Origin of the sequence: Spirosoma panaciterrae DSM 21099 (assembly GCF_000374025.1) — a bacterium.
GTDB lineage: Bacteria > Bacteroidota > Bacteroidia > Cytophagales > Spirosomataceae > Spirosoma > Spirosoma panaciterrae.
In genome coordinates this window covers 101,103-124,560 of sequence record NZ_KB893180.1, presented here as the reverse complement: position 1 = coordinate 124,560, position 23,458 = coordinate 101,103, and the positions used below count along the sequence as shown (strand labels likewise).

The window sequence follows — 23,458 nt, the reverse complement described above, 5'->3', positions numbered from 1 at the left end:
GAACCTACGGCCAGCAAGACCACATGCTGAAGTCATTTGATATTTATAATCAGAATAATATTCTGAAAATCATAGTTGCTCTGAACCTGCTTCTGGTAGGAACGGGATCACTGCTGTACACCCGCCGATTAATCCTGAAGCTCGAAGATCGTGAAGAACAGTATGTTCAGCTTTATGTGAAAGCCATTGAATACCTGTATAGTACCAGCCGGCCTGATGGGGATAATGGCGATATAAATTTTGTGACGAGCGAAATTCTACAGGCTAACAAGACCATTCCGGTTATTTACCTGGATCACAATGGTCAGATATCCCAGCAGGTAAATCTGGATTTGCCGGAAGGCTTTGACAAACTTCCTGATGCGGAAAAACAGGCTTTTTTTCGACAGCGGATTGCAGAAATGCGTAAAAACCATCGGCCAATTCCGGTTGTGATGACCGATGGTCAACGGGGGTTGATGTATTACGAAAACTCGAAAGTACTGCGGCAAATCAATTACATCCCGTATGCCCTGATTGCCATATTAACGGCTTTGGGCGTTCTGGCGTATCTTTCGTTTAGTTCGTCGCGCAGGGCGGAGCAGAACCGGGTTTGGGTTGGGCTGGCTAAAGAAACGGCCCACCAGTTAGGCACGCCCATGTCGTCGTTGATGGCATGGGTTGAGTACATGCGGTCGGACCCTGATCAGTACGATGCCTCTATAACCGATGAGATTGAAAAAGATGTGCAGCGGCTGGAGACAATTACAGCCCGTTTTTCGAGTATCGGTTCCATCCCAACATTGAAGGAAGAGAACCTGAATGAAGTCGTCAAACAGTTTACCGATTACCTGTCGCGCCGAATCTCTACTAAGGTTAGTATGAGTTTTGTCAGTCAGATTCCGGCTAACCAGCAGGTGAAAATCAATAAGTTGTTGTTTGAGTGGGTCATTGAGAATATCTGCAAAAACGCCGTCGATGCCATGAAAGGCGTAGGCGAGTTACGGCTTAATATTTTGCCCTTACCGCACCACGAAGTCGCTATCGACATTACCGATACGGGAAAAGGAATTTCAAAAGCCAATATGCAAAAGGTATTCTCGCCGGGTTTCAGCACTAAAAAGCGGGGCTGGGGACTTGGTCTTACCCTCGCCAAGCGCATTGTCGAAGAATACCACAACGGGCAATTGTTCGTCAAGCACTCGGAAGTGGGCAAGGGCACTACATTCCGAATCGTGCTGAATACGGATTAGCAGAATTCAGTTATAGTTTGGGGTGAGTGGGTGCCTGTTTTATACGCACCCACTCACCCCAAACTATAACTGAATCCCGTCTTATCTTAGGAACGGTAATGTAATTGTATCGGTCTCGATTACATTGCTGGTATTTAGGTCGCGATCCCGAATTCGGATTTGAAATTTAGTCGGATAATAGACATTAACAGTTCCGTACTGAAACGTTTGATTGAAATCCAGCGATCCTTCTATAGCGCCCTTGGGTTTGTTTTTCGCTAAGTCAGGGAAGAGAAGAAAGTTGTAAATTGATAAAGGATACTCCACATACTGTTTGTTGATAAGCCGGAAGGCTTTAATTTCATAATTCCCCCAGCCCCCATTTGAAGCATAGCGAAGCGAGTCGGCTTTGGGTAGTGGGATGTCGTTTCCCAGATTACCGTCTCCATCTTTAAAACCGATGGTAAGCACAACCGAATCCCGTTTCGATTGGCCTACACCCTTACCGGCGGCAAGTGTGTATTTGAATATCCCTTTAAATTCAATTTCGGGAGTTGTTGAGTAGTTGGGTTCGGTGAAGCAGGCCGATAAACCGATGGCTACTCCGAAAACGAGGAGGTATGTGTGAATTTGTTGCCGTCGCATACTGTTGTACTCGTTGTGCAATAAACGCTTATTTTACTTTGTCTTTTTCTTTAACGCTTTCGGCCGCAGCAACTCCAGTTCGGGAGGGACTTCGGCAGCAGGTACTTGCCATCAGTTTGGCCATTCCTAATCCAGCTACGTTCGAGTCGCTGGCATTGGCGGTATTTCGTTACCAGGCTGTTCACAATCCCGTATACCGGGCTTATTTAAGCCACCTAAACTGCCATCCGGAGCGAGTCGATAATCTGCGACAGGTGCCGTTTATGCCGATTGGTTTTTTCAAAACGCACACGGTGTTAACCGGAATTGATACAACCACACCTGCTCACTTCGACACTACGCTAACGTTTGCCAGTAGCGGAACTACCGGAGAACAGACCAGTCGTCATATAGTGCCTGATTCTGCCCTCTATCAAGCCGTAAGTACCCGCATTTTCGAGCAGATGTACGGACCTCTTCGCGACTTCCATATTCTGGCATTACTGCCGTCCTATCTTGAACGAAATAACTCCTCGCTCGTGTATATGGTTCAGCAATTTATGGCCCAAACAGGACACTTGCAAAGCGCAGACCTGGCGGCCTCGGGTTTTTATCTGCACAACCATTCAGAGCTTACCGAACAGCTGAAGCAACTTATTGGACAGGAGGACGGAAAAAAGATATTACTGATTGGAGTCACGTTTGGCTTGTTGGATTGGGCAGAGTCGAGTTCAGACGTGTCAGAACTAGGGCAATCGCCCCGGTTGATTGTGATGGAAACGGGGGGGATGAAAGGGCGTCGGCGGGAGTTGCTTCGGGAGGAAGTGCATGAAATCCTGATGGAGCAGTTGGGCGTGCCAACGATTCATTCGGAGTACGGAATGACGGAGTTGCTTTCGCAGGCGTATTCGATGGGTAAAGGTGTGTTTAAGGCAGGTCCGACTATGCGAATACTACTGAGAGACATCAACGACCCGTTTTGCTTCTATCCAGACGATTATACACGGACAGGCGGAATCAATGTGATCGATCTGGCCAATCTGGATTCATGCTCGTTTATTGAAACGCAGGATCTGGGCCAGTATGTGGGTGGCGATGGTGCCTTCCGGGTCATTGGTCGGTTCGATAACTCCGACGTGAGAGGGTGTAATTTAATGATTGAATGACTGAATGGTTGAATGATTGAATAGATTGGCGCAAGCTTTATTATTCAATCATTCAACCATTCAGTCATTCAATCATTATGCATACAGCTTCACATCCTCAAGCGTGATGGTGTCGCCACACATGATGACGAGCCGTTCGATAACGTTGCGCAACTCCCGAACGTTACCTGTCCAGGGGAGGGATTGTAAATACGTCATCGCATCGGGTGTCAGCTCTTTGGGAGGAGCCCCGTATTCATTGCCAATGTCATGCAAAAATTTGTCGGCCAGCAGCGGAATATCGACTTTACGCTCGGCCAGGGGCGGAACGTTGATCATAATGACGCTCAGGCGATGGAATAAGTCTTCGCGGAAGTTTCCATTGATGATTTCCTGCCGAAGGTCTTTGTTCGTAGCGGCAATAACCCGAACATTGACTTTAATTTCCTTGTCGCCCCCAACGCGGGTAATTTTATTTTCCTGTAACGCCCGCAACACTTTTGCCTGCGCCGACAGGCTCATATCACCAATCTCGTCGAGAAACAGGGTTCCGCCATCGGCCTGCTCAAACTTGCCAACTCGCCGGGCCGAAGCGCCGGTAAAAGCTCCTTTTTCGTGACCAAACAGTTCACTTTCGATAAGCTCGCTGGGAATGGCGGCACAGTTGACCTCAACCAGCGGCTGATTGGCGCGACTCCCTTTTTCGTGAATCTGCTTGGCAACCATCTCTTTACCAGAGCCGTTGGCACCTGTTACCAGCACCCGCGCTTCGGTAGCCGCCACCCGGTTGATGGTATCCTTTACCTTTTTGATCGGTTCCGACTCACCAACAATTTCGTTCAGTTTGTAGATCCGCTTTTTGAGGGTCTTGGTTTCCTGCACCAGTTTGGCCCGTTCGATAGCGTTACGAACGGTAATGAGCAGGCGGTTCAGATCGGGTGGTTTAGTAATGAAATCAAAGGCTCCGCGTTTGGTGGCTTCAACAGCATTTTCAACATTGCCGAAGGCCGAAACCATGACAACCTGGGTGCTTTTTTCGGCTTCGCTTACTTTGGCCAGCACTTCCAGACCATTCAGCTTAGGCATTTTGATATCGCATAAAGCGACATCATAGCTGCCATTCAGAATCATGTCCAGTCCTTCTTCTCCGTCTTTCGCTTCGTCTACTTCGTAGCCTTCATACTCTAAGATATCGCGTAGCGCTGCCCGAATCGGTTTTTCGTCATCCACGATAATCAGTTTGGCCATATAACTAGGGTAAGTTTAAACGATGGATTAGTATACGCCCGAAAATAGGTGATTTTATATCGGCATACGTTATACCGACGGCTAAATTTGATAAAATCCATTTCTTTTTTCATAAATCAGGGGCTAATTATATCCATCGGTATCGTTCTTAGCGAGGCAGCGACAGATTAATAACGTCCCCTACATTCACTCGCGTATCGATTGGCCGCATCCGAAACGAGTAGGTGTAAGGCTTTGTAGCCGGAAGCAGATACTCGGGATGTACACGGGGCGACCAGCTATCATCGCCCCCCAGACCCATCTGTGCCATATCGACATTAAGGACCGTCACTGAACCGCGTTCCACTTCCTGCGTGTCGGGTTGTTTGGCTTTCAGCAGCGCATCATCGGTGTAATCGCGAGCATTGACAGTTAAAAGCGAGCTGGTCGCTAAATCACTGACAATAAGCAGGCTCTGGTTTAGGTCGTTGGTAAGCTGCACCCAGCGAACATCGGTTTTGTTCCCATTTTCCTGAGCCATCGTATATGGAAAGAACTGATCGGCCAGTTTACTGGTATAATGCCCTACTTTGGCGGCATCTTTCCGGTCAGTGTAACTTTCGAAGGGGCCACGACCATACCAGCTTACCGTATTGAAAGTGGCCGGGAGCTGCCATTGCAGGCCCACACGGGCGAGTGGAGGTAATTTGCCCGAAGGAGTATAGGTGGTTGTTACCTGCACATCTCCCGTACCATATACTGTATAATCTGTTTGTTGAACGATGCCGCCTTCCTTGCCCTCCCATTTGTTGGTACAGCTTACCCGTACCCATTGGGGGCGGGTTTCGACGTTGAATTCGACGGGGTGAAATTGGGCAGTATCCAGACCCGCTTTACGCCAGCGAGCCGCGAACGACTGATTGCCTCCGCCTTCATCATTATCCGTCGGGACGCGCCAGAAACTCGGTTTCACTCCCGTTTCAACTATATTCTTGCCTTTATAAAACCATTGACTCAGGGTCCCGAGCGTCTTATCAAATACGACGGCGAAATCTTTGCCCCGAATGGTGGCCGCAGTCGGGGTTTGGGTCAGTTTTACGGCCGGAATGCGGTTCATCCCGATCACAGGTACTGTAGGCGATTCCATTTTAATGGGAAACTGGCCCGAAGCTACCTCGTGATTGACTGGTGACCAACTGGTAGCCTGCTTCTGCCGGATACTTACATTCAGGAAGTATTCGCCTGCCTGAGCATTCTGTTCGGCCAGCTTAGCCGCTGAGGGCCGGGCGTTTCCATCGATAGCCCGTGAATCGATGGGCGCATTCAAGCGAACGGGCAAAGTGATAACCTGAGTTTGCCCCGGTTTGGCAACCAAGTTGGTTTCTGCCCCGCGCTGCACTACATCGCCGTTGCGTAGAAGTTCCCATTCCAGTCGGAAGGGTTCGAGCGATTGAAAATCATATGTATTCCGAACGTTGATTTTAACGGGTTGACCGGCTGAGAGTGGGGTAGAAGGCGTGAGTTTGATGTATTGGTAAATTAACTTCACCTCATTGGTTTCGGGCTGTGGTGTACGGTCGGGATTGACCAGGCCGTCGCAGGCGTTTGCGCCGTCGATGTAATTGATATGATCGGTAAATTCTTTACCCGCCTTATTTTTAATCCGAAGTCCCTGATCGACCCAGTCCCAGATAAAAGCACCCTGCAAACGTGGATATTTGTCGATGGCTGCCCAATAGTCTTTCAAATTGCCGACGCTGTTGCCCATCGCATGGGCGTATTCGCAGACGATAACCGGGCGTGAGGGATCTTTTTCCATCAGTTTCAGCATGTCGTCGACAGATGGATACATGGTCGAAATGATGTCGAAGCTGGTTAGTGAAGTTCCGTTGTAAGGCTGGCGGCCTTCGTAATGTATAGGGCGTGTTGGGTCGATCAACTTCATAATATCGGCCATATCCTTGAAGTTTTGGCCCATACCTGTTTCGTTGCCCAATGACCAGATCACAATGCTAGGATGGTTTTTGTCGCGTTCGACCATGGCTCGACCCCTGGCTACGAAGGCATCCCGCCATTCAGGTTTTGCGGCCGGAGTTTGGCCTTTGCCCCATAAATCATGGCTTTCAATATTCGCTTCGTCAATTACATACAGACCATATTCGTCGCACAGGTCGTACCAATCCGTGACATTGGGGTAATGAGATGTTCGTACGGCGTTGATATTCAATTGTTTCATCAATGTGATATCCCGAATCATGGACTCCCGGCTTATAACCCGGCCAGTAGTAGGGTCAAATTCATGCCGATTAACGCCTTTGTACGTGACGGGTTTACCATTGAGGAGCAGTTGCCCGTCGGTCAGGGTCATTTCCCGAAAGCCCACTCGCTGGCTAACAACTTCGGTAGGTTGCCCATCGGAGCCGATCAACTGAACCGTAAGCGTGTAGAGTACGGGCGATTCGGCACTCCACAAAGCGGGCGCTTTTATCTCTTTTCGGAACCGGAACAGGCTTTCCTGGCCGGTATCAGTCGCATTGTCAGAGTTGATCGTTTCGGTAAAAACGGGTGCTTTTTTTGAGTCGTATAAGGTCACTCGCAAACGGTAAGGCGCTTGCGTAGCTACCCCTGACAGGTTTCGAACCGACGCATTAATTTTCAGAACCGCGTCACGGTACTGGTCGTCTAGGTCCGTCACAACGGCCAGATCGCGGAGGTAGGTTTTGGGTGTCGAAACCAGAAATACATCCCGGAAAATTCCGGAAAGCCTCCAGAAGTCCTGATCTTCCAGATAACTCCCATCCGACCAATTGATGACTTCAACTGCCAGCAGATTCTCGCCTGCTTTTAGTTTGTCAGAAATTAAAAATTCGGCAGGTGTCATCCCGTCTTCATGATAACCTACAGGCTGACCGTTCAGATAGACCCGACAGGTCGATTGGACCCCTGCAAAATGCAGAAATATAGATCGGTCCTGAAAATTGGCCGGAGCTGTAAACCGGAGTCGGTACAACCCAACAGCGTTGGTATCGGCTATGATCCGTGGGGGAGTAGCCGGAAAGGGATGTTTAATATTCGTGAAGATGGGGCGGTCGTACGGACGACCTTCGCGGGCACCAACAACCTGCCAGTTGGATGGTACAGGCAGATTATCCCAGTTTTGATCGTTGGTAGAAGGTAAGTAGAAATTAGCAGGTATTAGGTTGGGGTGCTTCACCCACCGAAATTTCCAGGTGCCATTCAGGAGCGTAATGTTGGGCGATGTTCGCCAGTTGGTTGCGTTGAGGGCTTGCTGTTCGGTGGCAAATGGGACTAGGGTAGCGTGCGGTTTCTCGGTTTGCTGGCTAATTACCTGCGGGTCTTCCCAGTCGGGAAGGGTTTGAGCCTGGGTGGTATACGCTAATAAAATTGTTAAAAAGAGGAAGGAGGTTAAGCGTTTGGGCATCATGAACACGTTTAATGGATGACACAAGCGAAGAGGTCGGCCTGGAATAGTTGACAAAGAAACGGTCAATTTATACCGCAAAGGCGACGACTGGAAAAATTCGCATAAATTTAACCTCCTTTCATCGCCTTTTACGCTAATGCCGATTCGTAGTTTAATACTCTGGGCTGTTCTGGTTGCCTTTACGCTTACCAGCTCAGCTCAATCGCGTCGACGGGCGCAGTTAACTTCTTCGCAAACGACTGGGCCCGTCCCTGTTTTACCGGCACCACAGGCGCGGCTGCTGGAAAGTATGCGGTTTAATAGTTCGCTGTTGAATCAGGCGGTCAAGTTCTCCATTTACCTGCCTCCCGATTATTATACCTCGAATCGACGCTACCCGGTACTGTATCTGTTGCATGGGTATGGCGATGACGAAACCGGCTGGATTCAGTTTGGTGAAGCAGACCGAATTGCCGACGAAGGTATCAAAGCCGGTGATTTTCCGCCAATGATTATTGTCATGCCAAATGCGGGAGCAACTTTCTATGTGAATGACTATCAGAATAAGGTTCGTTACGAAGATATGTTTGTACAGGAGTTGATTCCGCACATCGATTCGATGTTTCGAACGCGTACCCAGCAGGAGTTCCGGGCGATTGCCGGGTTATCGATGGGCGGCTTTGGCGCACTGATGCTGGCGATGCATCATCCTGATTTGTTTGTCGCCTGTGCGGCCTTGAGTGCGGGGGTTCGTACCGATGAAGCGTTTGTCAGTATTCCTGACGAACGGTTTAATACCGTTTTTGCCCCCGTATTCAGTGGCCCTGTAAAAGGAGAGGAACGACTGACTTTGACCTGGAAACGAAACAGTCCCATCACATTGGCACGTTCGGCCCCTGAAGCCGATCTTAATAAAGTACGCTGGTATATCGATTGTGGGGATGATGATGCGCTAACTGTTGGCAATGCCATGCTGCATCTGGCGTTGCTGGAGCGAAAAATTCCACATGAATACCGCGCCCGTGACGGAGCACACACCTGGTCGTACTGGCGAACGGGCCTCCCCGACGCATTGAAATTTATCGGGCTAAGCTTTCATCGCTAATGTCAGAACCGGGATTTATGGGATTTGATTGACCGACTTTGATTTTGTTTTTTACGAAAGATGCTATTTAAAATGGTCAATCAAATCCCAATTCTGATCGTTACCGTTTCTGAATAGGTAAAACGGCCTCGGTTTGGTCCCAGGCCAGAATCATATCGGTGCCATTGGCCGACGGGGAGAAGCTGATATAAAACTGTTCGGCGGCCGGGCTATGTTTTCGGGAGACAATCGGTACCCGTAGTACGTCTTTCGTCTGGTCGTAATTGGTGCCCCACTGACCAGTTTCGCTGTTGAAAATGGCAATCCAATTATCCTGCGATGGAATGGTCCACAATGAATATTCACCTTTATCGAGCGGTTGTCCGGCTACAATGACATTCTGATCGAACTCGATCACGGTTGCTTCATTAGCCCCGGTGCGCCATACTTTTCCATAGGGAACCAGACCCCCAAAAATTTTGCGACCTTTCTTATAAGGCTGGCAGTAATCTACCTTGATTTTCAGCCCGCCCTGATTCACCTCTGCAATCGCTTCAGGGCTGGCGGATTTTGTCCAGCTACGTAACGAAAAAAGGCCAATCAGCACAACAGCGGCAATAATGCCAAGAATAATCAGTATACGTTTCATGAGTAGTTTTAGGTTTTAGCTTCCAGATTGCTAAGGTAAAAAGATTTTGTAACTTTCGGGGGGCTATTCGTTGCTATCGCTTCATGTCTGACACCCGTAACTACCGACTTGTTTATCCTGATCCACGTACGAATGAAATTGAGCCTTCGGGCGGGTATGTGGAAGTACACGTTACGCATGCTTCACACGAAGCAGAAAATAATGTTGAAACCGCAATTTTGTTGGCAAAGTTAGGTTATCAGGTACGTTTGTTAGCTGTCGACGACAGACAAGGCAACAAAAATCCAGATGCCTATCTGCTTAAAGAACAAATTTTGGTTGAATTTAAGCATAATCAGCGTCCTACTGCATCAGCTATCGACAATGAAATTAGAGATGCCCGTCGCCAAGCTGATTATGTGTTAATTCATGTAAAAAGCTCTATTGAAAAAAATAAATTGATAGGGGCTATCAAAGGCCGACTTAAACGATCCAGTTCGCAATTAATAAAAGAGCTGTGGATTATCTGGAAAAGTGAGCTGATTCGGCTAAAACGAAAAGAGATTTTCGATGGCACCATTAGCCGTAAAATACAATGAGGTAATGCTATCCGGCCGGTCGCATTACCTCAAGGAAGGGTCGAGGCTCTCACCCCAACCGTTGCAAAGATAATTAAATACTTTCCATTTTACAATTAGCTGCTGCAAAATGGAAAGTAGTCGGTTTGCAAATTAAGCCGTCTGCTGCTTCAATTTATCGCGCAATTGAAACAATTCGTCGCGCAGGCGGGCAGCTTCGAGGAAGTCGAGGTCTTTGGCGGCCCGCTCCATTTTTGACTGCGTTTCGACAATGACCTTTTCCAGATCGCTCTTTCCCATATACTGCACGATGGGGTCGGCCGCAATTCGAATCTCTTCCGGCTCTACGTAGAAATGCTTTACCTTCGAGTCGGCCACTTTGGTTTGACCCATGATCGCTTCTCGGGACTTCAATACTGTAGTCGGCACAATGTTGTTATCAGCATTATACTCCATCTGAATAGCCCGCCGACGGTTGGTTTCATCAATGGCTTTTTGCATGGAGCCGGTAATGGTATCGGCATACATAATCACCTTGCCATTCGCATTTCGGGCGGCTCGACCAATGGTTTGAATCAGCGACCGGATGTCGCGCAGGAAGCCTTCTTTATCGGCGTCCATGATCGCCACCAGCGAAACTTCAGGCAAGTCGAGCCCTTCACGCAGGAGGTTCACCCCAACCAATACATCGAAGTTGCCCAGCCGTAGATCGCGCAGAATTTCGACCCGATCCAGCGTTTTTACTTCGGAGTGGATGTAGCGGGTTTTGATACCGACTCGGTCCAGATATTTCGTCAGTTCTTCGGCCATTCGCTTCGTTAAGGTCGTTACCAGAACACGCTCATTCCGCTTAACCCGGCTATCGATGGATTCGAGCAGGTCGTCGATCTGGTTCAAACTTGGCCGGACTTCGATTTCGGGATCGAGCAGACCCGTTGGCCGAATAAGCTGTTCGACCACAACACCCTCGCTCCGGCGAAGTTCGTAGTCGGATGGAGTGGCTGAAACAAAAATGGTTTGGCCCGATAAGTCTTCGAATTCCTGGAACGTGAGCGGACGGTTATCCAGCGCCGATGGTAGTCGGAAGCCGTAATCGACCAGGGCGGTTTTTCGGGAACGGTCGCCCCCCCACATGGCCCGAATCTGCGGAATGGTCACGTGACTTTCGTCGATCACCAGCAAATAATCGTCCGGGAAATAGTCGAGCAGGCAGAAGGGGCGCTGGCCGGGTTTACGTCGGTCGAAGTAGCGGGAGTAGTTTTCGATACCGGAGCAGTAACCAAGTTCACGCATCATTTCGAGATCGAATTCGGTACGTTCGCGAATACGGGTGGCTTCCTGCTCCCGGAAGTCCGATTCAAAATAGCGGATTTGCGCCACCAGGTCGTCCTGTATTTCGTGAATAGCCCCTTTCAGGGTATCGCCACTCGTTACGAACAGGTTGGCCGGAAAGATGGTCACCATACTCTCCGAAGAAAGTTTTTTACCCGTCGATGGGTCAATCCGTTGAATGGTTTCGATCTCGTCACCGAAGAAAATTACCCGATAGGCAAAATCGGCGTAGGCTACATAGAGATCGACGGTGTCGCCTTTGACCCGAAAATTCCCCCGCTGAAATTCGGCTTCGGTTCGGCTATACAGAATACTGACCAACTGATGCAGAAACTGATTGCGGCTCATTCGTTCGCCAACACCAATCCGAACCACGTTGTTTTTAAATTCCTCGGGGTTTCCCATGCCATAAATGCAGGATACCGAAGCCACCACAATCACATCGCGCCGACCGCTCATCAGGGCCGATGTAGCAGCCAGTCGAAGTTTATCAATTTCCTCATTGATGGCCAGGTCTTTCTCAATGTAGGTATTGGTGGTAGCTATATACGCTTCGGGCTGGTAGTAGTCGTAGTAGGAAATGAAATACTCGACCGCATTTTCAGGGAAAAACTGCTTGAACTCACCGTACAACTGGGCCGCCAGGGTTTTGTTGTGACTCAGGACGAGGGTCGGGCGATTGGTCTGGGCAATCACATTGGCTACAGAAAACGTCTTACCTGAGCCCGTTACCCCAAGCAACACTTGAGAAGGTTCGCCCTCGTTGATACCTTTGACAAGTTGACTTATGGCCTTTGGCTGATCGCCAGTAGGCTGGAATTCTGAAGTTAATTTAAAGCTCATCAGCGTCGTTTAGAATCTGGCTAATTTACGACTATTTTGCTCTTTTTCCAAGGAGGAGCCGGCAACAAAACTATGCTCCAGGGTTAGGGCCTGCCCGTATGAATGCAACCCCTGTTTTCGCAATTCGTTATTATTTTTTTAGTGTCCATTTAGTCATGGATGAGCTATATTGCTCCCCAACTTAATACAACCATCCGCATGACCGGAAATGACAACGATGTAGAGATTGTGCCTTATGTGAAAAGTCAGCCAGTCTGGGCTTTCTGTCTGTTGTCCTTTTTTTCGTTTGGCATATACACCATTTACTGGTTTTATAAAAACTGGGCTTTTTTCAGGAATGTGTACGAATGGGACATCTATCCATTCTGGCGGGCCATTTTTAATATATTTTTCGTGCATACGTTATTGGACCACATCAATGATCTCGCTGTCGAAAAAGGGCATCCAGGTATTAGTGGTAATGGGTACGCTACGGGCTTTGTTATACTGGCTGTAGCCCAGCGAGTTCTGGACAGGCTTTCGCCGGATAGTCTGGCGCTGATGGCTTTATTTATACCACCCTTCCTCTTTTTGATTCCAAGTGTAAAACAACTCAACTACATCTACAGACAGGTATATCCGAACAGGTATAACCCGCCGTTGGGTCCGGGGGAATTTATTATACTGATAGTAGGCGGAGTCGTTATGGTACTGGCGATTGCTGGCTTTTTGATGGGTGACAATATATCGTGACTATAAAGCTTATTATAATCTGCCATTTGTAGCTATGGAAGCGCTTGCCCCCGAAACCATTCACCTGTCGCCCGACGAGCCAATTGTTATTCGGCTTTTGGATTCAACGGATGCACCTAAACTGACGGGTTATTTTAAGGGCTTATCGGCCGAGACCCGAAGCTATTTTGCCCCTCATTCGTTTGTTGAGGAAACGGTACGGCATATCTGCAAGACGTTGAATCCGGCCGAAATCGTGCGTCTGGTTGCTACTTCTGCCGATAATCAGACCATTGTTGCCTATGTTTTGTTACTGTCGGGAGCTACGCCTTCAGATGCTGCCCGCTTTCAGACGTTGGGCATACCCATCCATGCAGAAACCGATTTTTCGATAGCGCCTTCCATCGCCGATGTGTATCAGAGCCGAGGTCTGGGGAGTCATTTAATGAAAAAAGCCCTGACAATCGCCAGGGCCATGAACAAGCAGCGGATAATTTTATGGGGTGGGGTGCAGACCCGAAACGTCCGCGCCCATCGGTATTACCAGAAATATGGGTTTGTCGAAGTAGGCCAGTTCGAGAATGAAGTGCTCAACTACGACATGTACCTAACACTCTGATTAGTTATTCAATCGGGTAAAACCACCGTCCAGAGGATAGTCGCAGCCAGTGATGAAGCCCGCTTCGTCGGAGCACAGGTAGAGCGCCAACGCGCCTACTTCTTCGGGTTCGGCCATACGGCCAATCGGCTGGGTTTTTGAGAGCTTTTCAAACATTTCAGCTTCACGTCCGGGGTAGGTCCGGGCGATGAAACCGTCCACAAATGGTGTATGCACGCGTGCGGGCGAAATGCAGTTGCAGCGGATATTGTCTTTCAGGTAATCCTTTGCTACCGACAAGGTCATGGTTAGCACCGCTCCTTTGCTCATCGAGTAAGCAAAGCGATCAGGAATCCCAAGCGTAGCCGCTATCGAGGCCATATTGAGCACTACGCCCCCTCCGTTTTTTTTCATGTGTGGAATCGTCGCAAACAGGCAGTTATAAACCCCTTTGGTATTGATCCGAAAAATCCGGTCGAAATCGGCTTCGGTTGTGGTTTCGACGGTCCCAATGTGCGATACGCCCGCATTGTTCACCAGAATATGGATTGGGCCCTGCTCGGCAATCTGATTGATGACCTCTACCGTCTGGCTTTGATTCGATACGTCGACAGCATGGCTGGTTACCAATCCGCCCGTTTGCCGAATTTCGCTGGCGGCCTGTTCGGCCTGATCGGCATTGAGGTCGAGGATATGTACCGATGCGCCTGCCTGGGCAAACGTTTTTGAAATGGCCAGTCCAATGCCACTGGCTCCCCCCGTGATGAGGGCGGTTTTATTTTGGAGAGAGAACATAGGTTAAAGAGTGAATGAGTGAAAGAGCGAAAGAGAGGCTGAAGCGAATACTATCTGGTAGGTTCGCTCTTTCACTCATTCACTCTTTCGCTTTTTAATTAAAGTGAAACGCCCCGTTTCCAGGGAATGAAATCGTCTTGGCCCAGGCGCTCGGCCTGTGTTGTTTCGTTGCCCGATGCCAGCCGGACAATGTATTCCAGCATGGCGTCGGCATTCTGCGAAATGGTTTGTTCGCCATCGATGATCGGACCACTGTCGAAGTCGATCACGTCGGGCATCCGGTTTTTAAGAGTTGTATTGGTCGATACTTTTACCACCGGGCAGATTGGATTACCCGTTGGTGTTCCGAGGCCCGTCGTGAAAACAATCACGTTGGTGCCCGAACCAGCCATTCCAGTTGTCGCTTCCACATCGTTGCCAGGAGTACAGAGCAGGTTCAGCCCCGGCGTAGTGGCCGGTTCGGCATAGTCGAGTACGTCGGCAACGGGCGAAGTGCCTCCTTTCTTGGCCGCTCCTGCCGATTTAATGGCATCGGTAATGAGTCCGTCTTTGATATTTCCGGGCGACGGATTCATGTCGAAACCAGAACCGACGGCTTCGGCCTGAGCCGAGTACGTACTCATGAGGTCGATGAACTTCTGGGCTTTCGTGGTGTCGTCGGTACGGTTAATAAGCTCCTGTTCAACACCGTTCAGTTCGGGAAATTCGGCCAGTACAGTTTTACCGCCCAGCGTTACGACAATATCGGACAGTTGGCCCAGGGCCGGGTTGGCCGATATGCCTGAAAAGCCATCGGAGCCCCCACATTTGAGGCCAATGGTCAATTTGCTCAATGGTGCGGGTTGCCGTTCAATCTTGTTGACTTCGATCAGTCCCAGGAAGGTTTCTTTAATGGCTTGTGACATCAGCGTGTATTCGGTGCCAGCCTGTTGTTCGAACAAGAGCAGAGGTTTGTCGAACTTCGGATTCTGTCGTTTGATTTCTGCCGAAATCATGTCGACCTGTAAGTGCTGGCAACCCAGGCTCAAAACGGTTGCACCAGCCACGTTCGGATTGTTGATAAAGCCTGCCAGTAAGGAACCCAGGTAAGCGGAGTCCTGACGCGTACCACCACAGCCCATTTCATGCGTCAGAAATTTGATGCCGTCAATGTTTTTGAACGGGCGTTTGGCAACTTGCTGATGGGCAAAGGCCGGTTCAACAAATGGCTGCATTTTTTTGACAACGTCCAGTTCGCCTGCTTTGTACAGGCTGATCAGTTCATGGACCTGTTCCCGGTAGATGTCGGGTTGAGCATAGCCTAATTCGCGCTCAAAAGCATCTTTTAGAATGAGCACGTTGCGGTTTTCACAAAATACAAGCGGTACTACGAGCCAGTAATTTCGTGTACCCACGCTCCCGTCGGCCCGGTGATATCCCATGAACGTGCGGCCCTGCCACTGCGACACATCGGGTGGTTGCCACAGGTAGGGTTGTTTTTTGTCGAGGCCATATCGATCCGCGTCATGCTTCAAATTGAAAGTTGTAATCGGTTCTCCGCGTCGGATGGGTTGGGTTGCTTTGCCAACCAGTACGCCATACATCGTAATCGGGTCGCCGGGTTGCCGGTCCTCAGTCACAAATTTGTGTTTAGCGCCAACGGCGTAGGGTAGCTCATACCTATCGTTTTCAAATTCGATGTGTTCGCCAGCGGATAGGTTGCGGAGCGCAACAATGACATTATCGGCAGGGTGAACTTTTAATACTCGGGCAGCCATTTAGCAATGTGGTTTTAAATTAACTGTCAGGTAGAAGTAGACAAGTGTGGTCAAGTATAGTCAGGGATTGTCAAGAATTGTTCCTGACTATACTTGACCACACTTGTCTATACTTGGCAATCCCTGACTATACTTGACTACGCCTGATCGTTTAATAAAGAGACGTATTGGCCCGAAATATACCACCTCTCAAAAAACTTTATTCTATGCTGTTGCGAATATGAATGTCAATGCGGAGTTTGGCCGAAGAATTCCTTTCCCTTTACTATGCCCCAACTTACGCCCGACAAACAGGCTGGCTTTCTGGCTGGCCGATTGATGTCTATGGACGCCTATCGAGGTTTTGTGATGACACTCATGGCGGCCGAGATTTTAAGGTTCCATCATCTTCATGAGGCTTTCCCTGATAGTTCATTCTGGTCCTTTCTGACCTTCCATCAGAGCCATGTAGCCTGGGCTGGCTGTTCATTGCACGACATGATCCAGCCGTCGTTTTCGTTTCTGGTAGGGGTTGCGCTGCCGTACTCGATTGCCAGTCGGGTCAAGCAGGGCGAATCATTTGGGGTTCAGTTTGGTCATGCGGTCCGGCGGTCGCTGATTTTGATTTTGCTGGGTATTTTTCTGCGGTCTACGCATGCCGACCAGACGTACTTTACTTTTGAAGATACGCTTACGCAAATCGGCCTTGGTTATTCTTTTCTGTTCTTGCTGGGCAATACGTCACCCCGAATCGGCTGGCTGGCTTTTGGCGCTATTTTGATCGGCTACTGGCTGGCGTTTGTCCTGTATCCGTCGCCCGTAGGTATAGACTATACGGCCGTTGGCGTTCCGGCCGACTGGCCGAATCATTACACAGGATTGATGGCCCATTTTAACAAGAATAGTAATCTGGCCTGGGCGTTTGACACCTGGTTTCTGAATTTATTTCCCCGGGAAAAGCCATTTTTGTTCAACGGTGGAGGGTATGCCACCCTGAGTTTTATTCCAACGCTGGGGACTATGCTATTGGGCTTACAGGCCGGGCGCTGGCTACGGTCCGATCTGACAAGCCAGGAAATTCTGAAACGGTTGGCAGTAGCTGGGGCTATCGGTCTTGTGAGTGGATTAGTGCTGCAATGGGCCGGTATCTGTCCTATTGTGAAACGGATCTGGACACCCGCATGGGTGCTGTTCAGCGGAGGCTTGTGCTATTGGTTCCTGGCTGCTTTCTATGGAATTATAGACGTGAAAGGCTGGCGCAAATGGGCTTTTCCTCTGGTCGTTGTCGGGATGAATTCCATTGCAATCTACTGCCTGGTTGAGTTGATCAGTCATTTTATTGTCAAGTCGTTATATACCCACCTGGGACATCGGCTATTTCAGGTTTTTGGAGAGCCGTATGAACAATTGCTTGTCGGACTGGCTACCCTGGGCATTTTTTACCTGCTGCTCCGATGGATGTATCGTCGAAAATTATTCATTCGTATTTGACGGGTAGTGTGAGCATTCTAGGCTGACGTTCGTTAAGCACAATGCCGTAGTCGCTCAATTTATTTTGTCCGAACGTTAACATACAGGCTTTAAACTGTTGAAAGTTCCTTTATGCTTACTGCCAATATCCTGAATCTGTTCGATCAAACGATTTTCTACGGGACCATCACGTTTGAGAATAATCGTATTAGTGAAATTCATAAACTGGGCCCCGAACGTTTGGGCGAACCCTATGCGCTGCCTGGGTTTGTCGATGCGCATGTTCATGTGGAGAGTTCACTGCTGACTCCGCCACAGTTTGCCCGGCTGGCGGTGGTGCATGGTACGGTGGCTACGGTTTCGGACCCCCACGAGATTGGTAATGTGCTTGGCGTGGCAGGGGTTCATTATATGATTGAGGAAGCCCGTCGAGTACCGTTCAAGTTTATGTTTGGGGCTCCATCCTGCGTACCGGCCACTACTTTCGAAACCGCAGGGGCCACGATTGGTGTGAAGGATGTTCGCAAGTTGCTGGCGATGAAGGAAATCGGTTACCTGGCCGAGATGATGAATTTTCCGGGTGTGCTCTATCAGGACCCGGACGTAATGGCAAAAATCGCGCTGGCTCAGGCGTTCAACAAGCCCGTAGATGGGCATGCACCGGGTCTGATGGGCGATAAGGCTCAGCAGTATATAGATGCGGGCATTACCACCGACCATGAATGCTTCACTTATGAAGAGGGCCTTGACAAAGCCAGGCGGGGTATGCATATCCTGATTCGTGAAGGGAGTGCAGCCCGAAACTTCGATGCCCTGATCCCCCTGCTAGCTCAATATCCAGAACAGATTATGTTCTGCTCCGATGATAAGCATCCTGATACGCTGGCCGAAGGGCACATCAATCAGCTTGTAGTGAGGGCATTGGCGCAAGGCCATTCGATCTGGGACGTACTACGTGCAGCTTGTCTGAACCCTGTCCTGCATTATCGGTTGCCCGTTGGCTTATTACGCGAAGGCGATCCCGCTGATTATATTATAGTTGATAACCTGCAGACATTTAAGATAAAACAGACGGTCATCCATGGCGAAGTCGTGGCAGAAAATGGTCAGTCGAAGATTCAGGACGTACGAAGTGAACACGTTAATCAATTTAACTGCCAGCCCAAAAAAGCAGCCGATTTTGTGGTGAAACTAGCGGAGGCAAACGGATCGCCGAGGTCAGTGCGCGTTATTGAAGCACTCGATGGTCAATTGATTACGAACGAACTGCACCTGTCCCTGAGGCCAGATGGAGACCAGATGGTACCCGATGTAGAGCGCGATGTTCTGAAGTTAGTCGTCGTAAATCGCTATCAGGATGCGCCACCCGCTGTTGCCTTCATCAAAAATTTCGGCTTGAAACACGGCGCCATTGCTTCATCTGTTGGGCATGATTCGCACAACATTACAGCGGTCGGCTGCGACGATGCGAGTATTTGTAAGGCGGTTAATCTGGTAATTGAGGCAAAAGGCGGCCTGTCGGCAGTCAGTAATTGGCAGGCTACTAATCAAAAAAATGACAAGGCTTTATTGCTGGCGTTACCTGTGGCCGGGTTGATGACCGACGCTGATGGGTACGCAATCGCCGAACAATACGCATCCCTGGACCAATATGCCAAGCAAGAATTGGGAAGTACGCTCGCGGCACCGTTTATGACTTTGTCGTTTATGGCACTTTTAGTTATTCCTAATTTGAAACTGAGTAATAAAGGGTTATTCGATGGGAAAAATTTCTCCTTTGTGTCACTAGAAACTGAAAATCAGAGATTATAAAAATTTTTTCGAAGTATTTTTTTAATTCTATTTTTTATGGGTAAGTTTACACACCTCAAGGCTATTCCTAACCTTTACACCCCTTATCATGGCCCGCTCTCGTACCCAAAATGGCCCCGACGACGAAACCTTATGGAATCTGTTTCGCGGTGGTGATGAAAACGCGTTTGCCCGATTGTATCAGAATTATGTTCAAACCCTTTACCATTACTGCGTCCATTTTGCCACCGACCGGGCGTTAATTAAAGATTGCATCCACGATTTGTTTGTTGAACTTTGGAAACACCGTAGCACCATCGGGCCAACAACCTCCGTTCGATTTTATCTGATGGCCTCGATCAAGCGTAAACTGGTTCGTCACCTCACTGCCGAACAAAAATTAGTAAGTCAGGACGATATGATTAACGGTCGGCGTGTGGGCGATACGTTACCCGGCTCCGACCCCTCCTACGAGAACATGCTGATTAACCACGAAGAAGATATGTTTATCAATGATTGTCTGCATCAGGCACTTGAGAAACTTCCTCGTCGTCAGCGCGAAGCCGTTCATCTTCGGTATTTCCAGAATATGAGCAATGAAGAAATTTCGGCGCTCATGCAAATCAATATACAGTCTGTTTATAATTTGATTTTTGGTGCCATGAGCAATCTCAAGCGGTACGTTACGCTTGAAAATGTGTCGCTCTGACGCTGACTATTCCCAAACTCTTTTCTGGCCCCGATAACCGAAACCTGGTTGTCGGGGTTTATTTTTTTAAAGTCAGGGGTTGTCAAGTGTGGTCAAGTATCGTCGTTGCTACCAGTTCCCGACTACCCTTGACCCAACGTAACAATCCCTGGCCCTATCTAACCATACTTGACCTGCATAAGCTATTGGTGGTACCTTCGTCAAATGAATACAGACTCAACTCCATTGCCCGAACGAGTGCGCCCGCGTACACTCGACGATGTAATTGGTCAGCGAAAATTGATTGGGCCTACAGGCGCTTTGCGTCGGGCTATTCAGGCCGGGCGCTTGCCTTCCATGATCTTGTGGGGGCCGCCGGGGGTAGGGAAAACAACCCTGGCTCTGTTGCTGGCCGAAGCGGTTAAACGACCATTTGTCGCTTTAAGTGCTATTAATTCGGGAGTTAAAGAAATTCGCGATGTGTTGAGCCGGCCTAGTGGAATGTTTCCACCCGTTGTGTTTATCGACGAAATTCATCGGTTCAACAAAAGCCAGCAGGATGCGTTGTTGGGAGCCGTTGAGAAAGGCCAGATCACGCTCATTGGAGCTACGACCGAAAATCCTTCCTTTGAAGTCAACAGTGCTTTACTGTCGCGTTGTCAGGTGTATATTCTGGAAGCGCTCAGCCGCGATGAGTTGATTCAGGTTGTAGATCGGGCCATTGCGCAGGACGCTTTTCTGCAGTCGAAGAAGATTCGGGTTGAGTCGTACGATGCTCTGTTGCGCTTATCGGGTGGCGATGGACGTAAGCTCCTGAACTTGCTCGAATTAGTGGCCTCGGCACATGTATCGTCGGAGTCGCTGGTGATTACCGATGAAGGGGTAACGACCGTAGCCCAGCAGAATATTGCCCGGTACGACAAATCGGGCGAGCAGCATTACGACATTATTTCGGCCTTTATCAAGTCATTGCGCGGCTCCGATCCGAATGCCGCCTTATATTGGATGGCCCGTATGATTGTGGCTGGCGAAGACCCTGTTTTTATTGCCCGCCGGATGCTGATTCTGGCATCTGAAGATATTGGAAATGCCAACCCAACGGCTATGATTATGGCGTCGGAAGCGGTACAGGCCATTCGGGCTATTGGGATGCCTGAGGGACGAATCATCCTGTCGCAGGTGGCCGTGTACTTGGCTACATCACCGAAGAGTAATGCCAGTTATGTGGCCATTGACGACGCCATTGCGTTGGCCGAACAAACGGCTCACCTGCCTGTGCCTTTACACCTGCGCAATGCGCCTACGAAGATCATGAAGCAGATTGGCTACGGTAAAGAGTACGAATATGCGCATGCCTACGAAGGTAATTTTGTGCCGTTGAATTTTCTGCCCGACGAACTGAAAGGCCACAAGTTGTACGAACCTGGTCAGAATGCCCGCGAGGCTGAGATCCGTCGGAGTTTGCAGAAATGGTGGGGAGACTGGTACGGGTACTAGACCTTAAGCAAGCAAACCGCCCATGAAATTTACATTCATGGGCGGTTTGCTATTCGGATCGAGACGATTTAAGGCCTACTTCTTTTTAGGAGGTGCTGCGGCTTTAGGCGTTGCTGGGGCCGGAGCATTGGCCGGTTTATCAGCGTTCTGACCCGGAGTGATTCCCATTTTCTTAAGGACCAGATCCGTAATATTCAGTTCTTCTGCCGCATAGAGCACATCTGAGTTCGACGTTACATTGATGATGTAATGATAGCCGTTCTGTGAAGCTACCGTGTCGATGGCTTGCTGAATTTTGGTCAGAATAGGCTTCATCATTTGCCCATATTTGCCTTGCAGAGATTCCTGGGCTGTTTGACTAAACTGCTGAATCCGGGTCTGGAGGGTTTGCAGTTCGGTCTCCCGATCTTTGCGAATAACGTCGGTCATCTGCGCAACACCCGACTGGTATGCCGAATACTTGGTCTGAAATTCGGTTTGCATCCGCTTTAACTCATTCTCGGCCTGCGCTTGCTGAATGTTGAGTTGATTGGTGACTTCCTTTGCTTCAGGCGATTGCGATACAATGTAATCGATACGGGTAAAGCCGACTTTTAACGCCTGAGCCTGCACCCGTAAACTCGTTAGTATCAGCAAGCCAGCAAGGATTTGGAATAGAGTTGATTTTGATTTAATCATAGGAGGAATTTGGTACAAGTATAAGGTTTATTGCGGTCATGAGCAGCCATTGGCTTACCAACGGACCTGGCCATCGCCCACAACTATCCATTTTTCGGTGACTAATTTTTCCAGCGCAAAGGGGCCACGAGCGTGAAGCTTTTGGGTTGAAATGCCTATTTCGGCTCCTAAACCAAATACGCCACCATCCGTAAACCGGGTAGAAGCATTGGCATATACGGCTGCTGCATCGACTTCACTCAGGAACTGGTCAATCAGCGCCTGATTTTGCGACAGAATTGCCTCCGAGTGCCGCGACGAGTAAGCTTGTATATGCGAGAGAGCTTCATCCAGGCCGTTTACGACCTTGACCGCACACTTATAATCCAGAAATTCACGGCCAAAATCTGCTGGCTGGGCGTGCTGGAGATTCGTATAACCAGCTTTCTCGAAAATAGTGTAGGCGGTCTCATCTGCAAATACCTCAACGTTCCATTTGTTGAAATCGTCTGTCAGCATGGGCAGAAAATGCCCGGCAATTTGTTCATCAACCAGTACACAGTCGAGGGAGTTACAGACCGACGGGCGCGAAACACGGGCATTGACAACAATCGCCACCGCTTTATCAAGATCGGCGGTCGATTCGACATAGGCATGACAGACCCCAGCACCCGTTTCGATGGTGGGAACCAGTGAGTTTTTCCGGACAAACTGAATCAGTGAATCTGATCCACGCGGAATGATGATGTCGACATATCGGGTAGCGGTAAGTAGTTCGTTGACGACTGCCCGGTCGGGTGGGAGTAGGGTCACAGCCGCTTTGGGTACATCAAATTCCGCCAGTACGCCCTGAATCAGACTAATCAGATATCGGTTCGAGAAGTCGGCTTCTTTGCCTCCTTTCAGTACGCAGGCATTGCCCGAACGCAGGCATAACGACGCCACATCGACCGTTACATTCGGACGAGCTTCGTAAATAACCCCTACTACCCCAAGTGGTACAGCAATCTTTTTCAGTTGGAGGCCCTGCTCAATGGTCCGCTCAAAAATGACTTCGCCAGCCGGGTCGGGTAGAATGGCCACTTCGCGCAGACTTTTAGAGAGATCAGCAATCCGCGCTTCGGTTAGTTTCAGGCGGTCGTACTTCGGGTCTGTAGCTGCCATCCGGTCGAGATCTTTCTGGTTCTCAGTCACGATCTGAGCCGTATGGGCGGCCAGTACATCGGCCAGCCGATCAAGTAAAGCTGTTTTCTGCCCGGGGCTCAACCGCCGAACAGCGGCTGCAGCTTGCTGGGCCGATTGCAGTAAAGGTGTAATTGGTGTCATTTTTGAAAAAGGAATAAAAGGAGGAACGGGCAAAAGGGAGAATGGCTTTTTATGAGAAAATAATATTCCCCTTTCTTACCTTTCTGCTTTTCC

The 23,458-nt window shown here is 49.3% G+C and carries 19 protein-coding genes; 10 read left to right on the top strand and 9 right to left on the bottom strand.

Annotation, left to right across the window (positions count from 1 at the left end):
* Window positions 1-23 precede the first annotated feature (23 nt).
* The gene (locus B153_RS0111645; protein WP_020596885.1) at window positions 24-1,232 is read left to right on the top strand and encodes a sensor histidine kinase; all 1,209 of its coding nucleotides are present in this window, start codon (window positions 24-26) and stop codon (window positions 1,230-1,232) included.
* An 81-nt stretch (window positions 1,233-1,313) separates the two neighbouring features.
* On the opposite strand, the gene B153_RS0111640 is transcribed toward B153_RS0111645, so the two are convergent.
* Entirely contained in the window at window positions 1,314-1,856 is a 543-nt protein-coding gene (locus B153_RS0111640; RefSeq protein WP_020596884.1) for a hypothetical protein, read from the bottom strand.
* A 38-nt stretch (window positions 1,857-1,894) separates the two neighbouring features.
* Between B153_RS0111640 and B153_RS0111635 the strand changes: the two genes are divergently transcribed.
* Complete coding sequence (locus B153_RS0111635; protein WP_020596883.1) at window positions 1,895-3,001, top strand: hypothetical protein; 1,107 nt, start codon at window positions 1,895-1,897, stop codon at window positions 2,999-3,001.
* A 75-nt stretch (window positions 3,002-3,076) separates the two neighbouring features.
* Here the strand turns inward: B153_RS0111635 and B153_RS0111630 are convergent, their stop codons facing one another.
* Window positions 3,077-4,228 carry a sigma-54-dependent transcriptional regulator gene (locus tag B153_RS0111630; RefSeq protein ID WP_020596882.1) on the bottom strand — a complete coding sequence of 384 codons (1,152 nt, stop codon included), beginning with the start codon at window positions 4,226-4,228 and terminating at the stop codon, window positions 3,077-3,079.
* Between the two features lie 148 nt (window positions 4,229-4,376).
* Window positions 4,377-7,652, bottom strand: a complete 3,276-nt coding sequence (gene lacZ, locus B153_RS0111625) for a beta-galactosidase, LacZ type (protein WP_245564871.1) — start codon at window positions 7,650-7,652, stop codon at window positions 4,377-4,379.
* Window positions 7,653-7,788: 136 nt separating this feature from the next.
* Here lacZ and B153_RS0111620 point away from each other — a divergent pair, with 136 nt between their 5' ends.
* Window positions 7,789-8,736: an alpha/beta hydrolase gene (locus B153_RS0111620; protein ID WP_020596880.1), complete on the top strand. Its 948-nt coding sequence runs from the start codon at window positions 7,789-7,791 to the stop codon at window positions 8,734-8,736.
* Between the two features lie 100 nt (window positions 8,737-8,836).
* Here B153_RS0111620 and B153_RS0111615 read toward each other — a convergent pair whose 3' ends face one another.
* Window positions 8,837-9,364 carry a DUF2911 domain-containing protein gene (locus tag B153_RS0111615; RefSeq protein WP_020596879.1) on the bottom strand — a complete coding sequence of 176 codons (528 nt, stop codon included), beginning with the start codon at window positions 9,362-9,364 and terminating at the stop codon, window positions 8,837-8,839.
* 83 nt (window positions 9,365-9,447) lie between these two features.
* Here B153_RS0111615 and B153_RS0111610 point away from each other — a divergent pair, with 83 nt between their 5' ends.
* Window positions 9,448-9,942, top strand: a complete 495-nt coding sequence (locus B153_RS0111610) for a hypothetical protein (protein ID WP_020596878.1) — start codon at window positions 9,448-9,450, stop codon at window positions 9,940-9,942.
* Window positions 9,943-10,074: 132 nt separating this feature from the next.
* On the opposite strand, the gene uvrB is transcribed toward B153_RS0111610, so the two are convergent.
* Entirely contained in the window at window positions 10,075-12,096 is a 2,022-nt protein-coding gene (uvrB, locus tag B153_RS0111605; protein WP_020596877.1) for an excinuclease ABC subunit UvrB, read from the bottom strand.
* A 159-nt stretch (window positions 12,097-12,255) separates the two neighbouring features.
* On the opposite strand from uvrB, the gene B153_RS0111600 reads away from it, so the two are divergent.
* Both B153_RS0111600 and B153_RS0111595 read left to right on the top strand, forming a co-directional pair.
* Window positions 12,256-12,828, top strand: a complete 573-nt coding sequence (locus B153_RS0111600) for a hypothetical protein (RefSeq protein ID WP_157634647.1) — start codon at window positions 12,256-12,258, stop codon at window positions 12,826-12,828.
* 34 nt (window positions 12,829-12,862) lie between these two features.
* Window positions 12,863-13,426, top strand: a complete 564-nt coding sequence (locus tag B153_RS0111595; protein WP_020596875.1) for a GNAT family N-acetyltransferase — start codon at window positions 12,863-12,865, stop codon at window positions 13,424-13,426.
* Here B153_RS0111595 and B153_RS0111590 read toward each other — a convergent pair whose 3' ends face one another.
* On the bottom strand, window positions 13,427-14,200 hold the full coding sequence (locus B153_RS0111590; RefSeq protein WP_020596874.1) for an SDR family NAD(P)-dependent oxidoreductase: 774 nt from the start codon (window positions 14,198-14,200) through the stop codon (window positions 13,427-13,429). It abuts the gene before it with no gap.
* 98 nt (window positions 14,201-14,298) lie between these two features.
* Complete coding sequence (locus tag B153_RS0111585; RefSeq protein WP_020596873.1) at window positions 14,299-15,957, bottom strand: UxaA family hydrolase; 1,659 nt, start codon at window positions 15,955-15,957, stop codon at window positions 14,299-14,301.
* 267 nt (window positions 15,958-16,224) lie between these two features.
* On the opposite strand from B153_RS0111585, the gene B153_RS0111580 reads away from it, so the two are divergent.
* The 4 genes from B153_RS0111580 (at window position 16,225) to B153_RS0111565 (ending at window position 21,382) form a co-directional block, all read left to right on the top strand.
* On the top strand, window positions 16,225-17,427 hold the full coding sequence (locus tag B153_RS0111580; RefSeq protein ID WP_020596872.1) for an acyltransferase family protein: 1,203 nt from the start codon (window positions 16,225-16,227) through the stop codon (window positions 17,425-17,427).
* A 111-nt stretch (window positions 17,428-17,538) separates the two neighbouring features.
* Window positions 17,539-19,218 carry an adenine deaminase gene (gene ade / locus B153_RS0111575; RefSeq protein WP_020596871.1) on the top strand — a complete coding sequence of 560 codons (1,680 nt, stop codon included), beginning with the start codon at window positions 17,539-17,541 and terminating at the stop codon, window positions 19,216-19,218.
* Window positions 19,219-19,306: 88 nt separating this feature from the next.
* On the top strand, window positions 19,307-19,906 hold the full coding sequence (locus B153_RS0111570; RefSeq protein WP_020596870.1) for an RNA polymerase sigma factor: 600 nt from the start codon (window positions 19,307-19,309) through the stop codon (window positions 19,904-19,906).
* A gap of 204 nt (window positions 19,907-20,110) precedes the next feature.
* Window positions 20,111-21,382: a replication-associated recombination protein A gene (locus B153_RS0111565; protein WP_026262085.1), complete on the top strand. Its 1,272-nt coding sequence runs from the start codon at window positions 20,111-20,113 to the stop codon at window positions 21,380-21,382.
* Between the two features lie 75 nt (window positions 21,383-21,457).
* On the opposite strand, the gene B153_RS0111560 is transcribed toward B153_RS0111565, so the two are convergent.
* Entirely contained in the window at window positions 21,458-22,060 is a 603-nt protein-coding gene (locus B153_RS0111560; protein WP_020596868.1) for an OmpH/Skp family outer membrane protein, read from the bottom strand.
* 54 nt (window positions 22,061-22,114) lie between these two features.
* On the bottom strand, window positions 22,115-23,365 hold the full coding sequence (locus B153_RS0111555; protein ID WP_020596867.1) for a glutamate-5-semialdehyde dehydrogenase: 1,251 nt from the start codon (window positions 23,363-23,365) through the stop codon (window positions 22,115-22,117).
* Window positions 23,366-23,458 lie beyond the last annotated feature (93 nt).

Coding starts and splice junctions, on each gene's coding strand:
- B153_RS0111645 (WP_020596885.1), top strand. CDS start 24: ATGCTGAAGTCATTTGATATTTATAATCAGAATAATATTCTGAAAATC.
- B153_RS0111640 (WP_020596884.1), bottom strand. CDS start 1,856: ATGCGACGGCAACAAATTCACACATACCTCCTCGTTTTCGGAGTAGCC.
- B153_RS0111630 (WP_020596882.1), bottom strand. CDS start 4,228: ATGGCCAAACTGATTATCGTGGATGACGAAAAACCGATTCGGGCAGCG.
- lacZ (WP_245564871.1), bottom strand. CDS start 7,652: ATGATGCCCAAACGCTTAACCTCCTTCCTCTTTTTAACAATTTTATTA.
- B153_RS0111620 (WP_020596880.1), top strand. CDS start 7,789: ATGCCGATTCGTAGTTTAATACTCTGGGCTGTTCTGGTTGCCTTTACG.
- B153_RS0111615 (WP_020596879.1), bottom strand. CDS start 9,364: ATGAAACGTATACTGATTATTCTTGGCATTATTGCCGCTGTTGTGCTG.
- B153_RS0111610 (WP_020596878.1), top strand. CDS start 9,448: ATGTCTGACACCCGTAACTACCGACTTGTTTATCCTGATCCACGTACG.
- uvrB (WP_020596877.1), bottom strand. CDS start 12,096: ATGAGCTTTAAATTAACTTCAGAATTCCAGCCTACTGGCGATCAGCCA.
- B153_RS0111600 (WP_157634647.1), top strand. CDS start 12,256: ATGAGCTATATTGCTCCCCAACTTAATACAACCATCCGCATGACCGGA.
- B153_RS0111595 (WP_020596875.1), top strand. CDS start 12,863: ATGGAAGCGCTTGCCCCCGAAACCATTCACCTGTCGCCCGACGAGCCA.
- B153_RS0111590 (WP_020596874.1), bottom strand. CDS start 14,200: ATGTTCTCTCTCCAAAATAAAACCGCCCTCATCACGGGGGGAGCCAGT.
- B153_RS0111585 (WP_020596873.1), bottom strand. CDS start 15,957: ATGGCTGCCCGAGTATTAAAAGTTCACCCTGCCGATAATGTCATTGTT.
- B153_RS0111580 (WP_020596872.1), top strand. CDS start 16,225: ATGCCCCAACTTACGCCCGACAAACAGGCTGGCTTTCTGGCTGGCCGA.
- ade (WP_020596871.1), top strand. CDS start 17,539: ATGCTTACTGCCAATATCCTGAATCTGTTCGATCAAACGATTTTCTAC.
- B153_RS0111570 (WP_020596870.1), top strand. CDS start 19,307: ATGGCCCGCTCTCGTACCCAAAATGGCCCCGACGACGAAACCTTATGG.
- B153_RS0111565 (WP_026262085.1), top strand. CDS start 20,111: ATGAATACAGACTCAACTCCATTGCCCGAACGAGTGCGCCCGCGTACA.
- B153_RS0111560 (WP_020596868.1), bottom strand. CDS start 22,060: ATGATTAAATCAAAATCAACTCTATTCCAAATCCTTGCTGGCTTGCTG.
- B153_RS0111555 (WP_020596867.1), bottom strand. CDS start 23,365: ATGACACCAATTACACCTTTACTGCAATCGGCCCAGCAAGCTGCAGCC.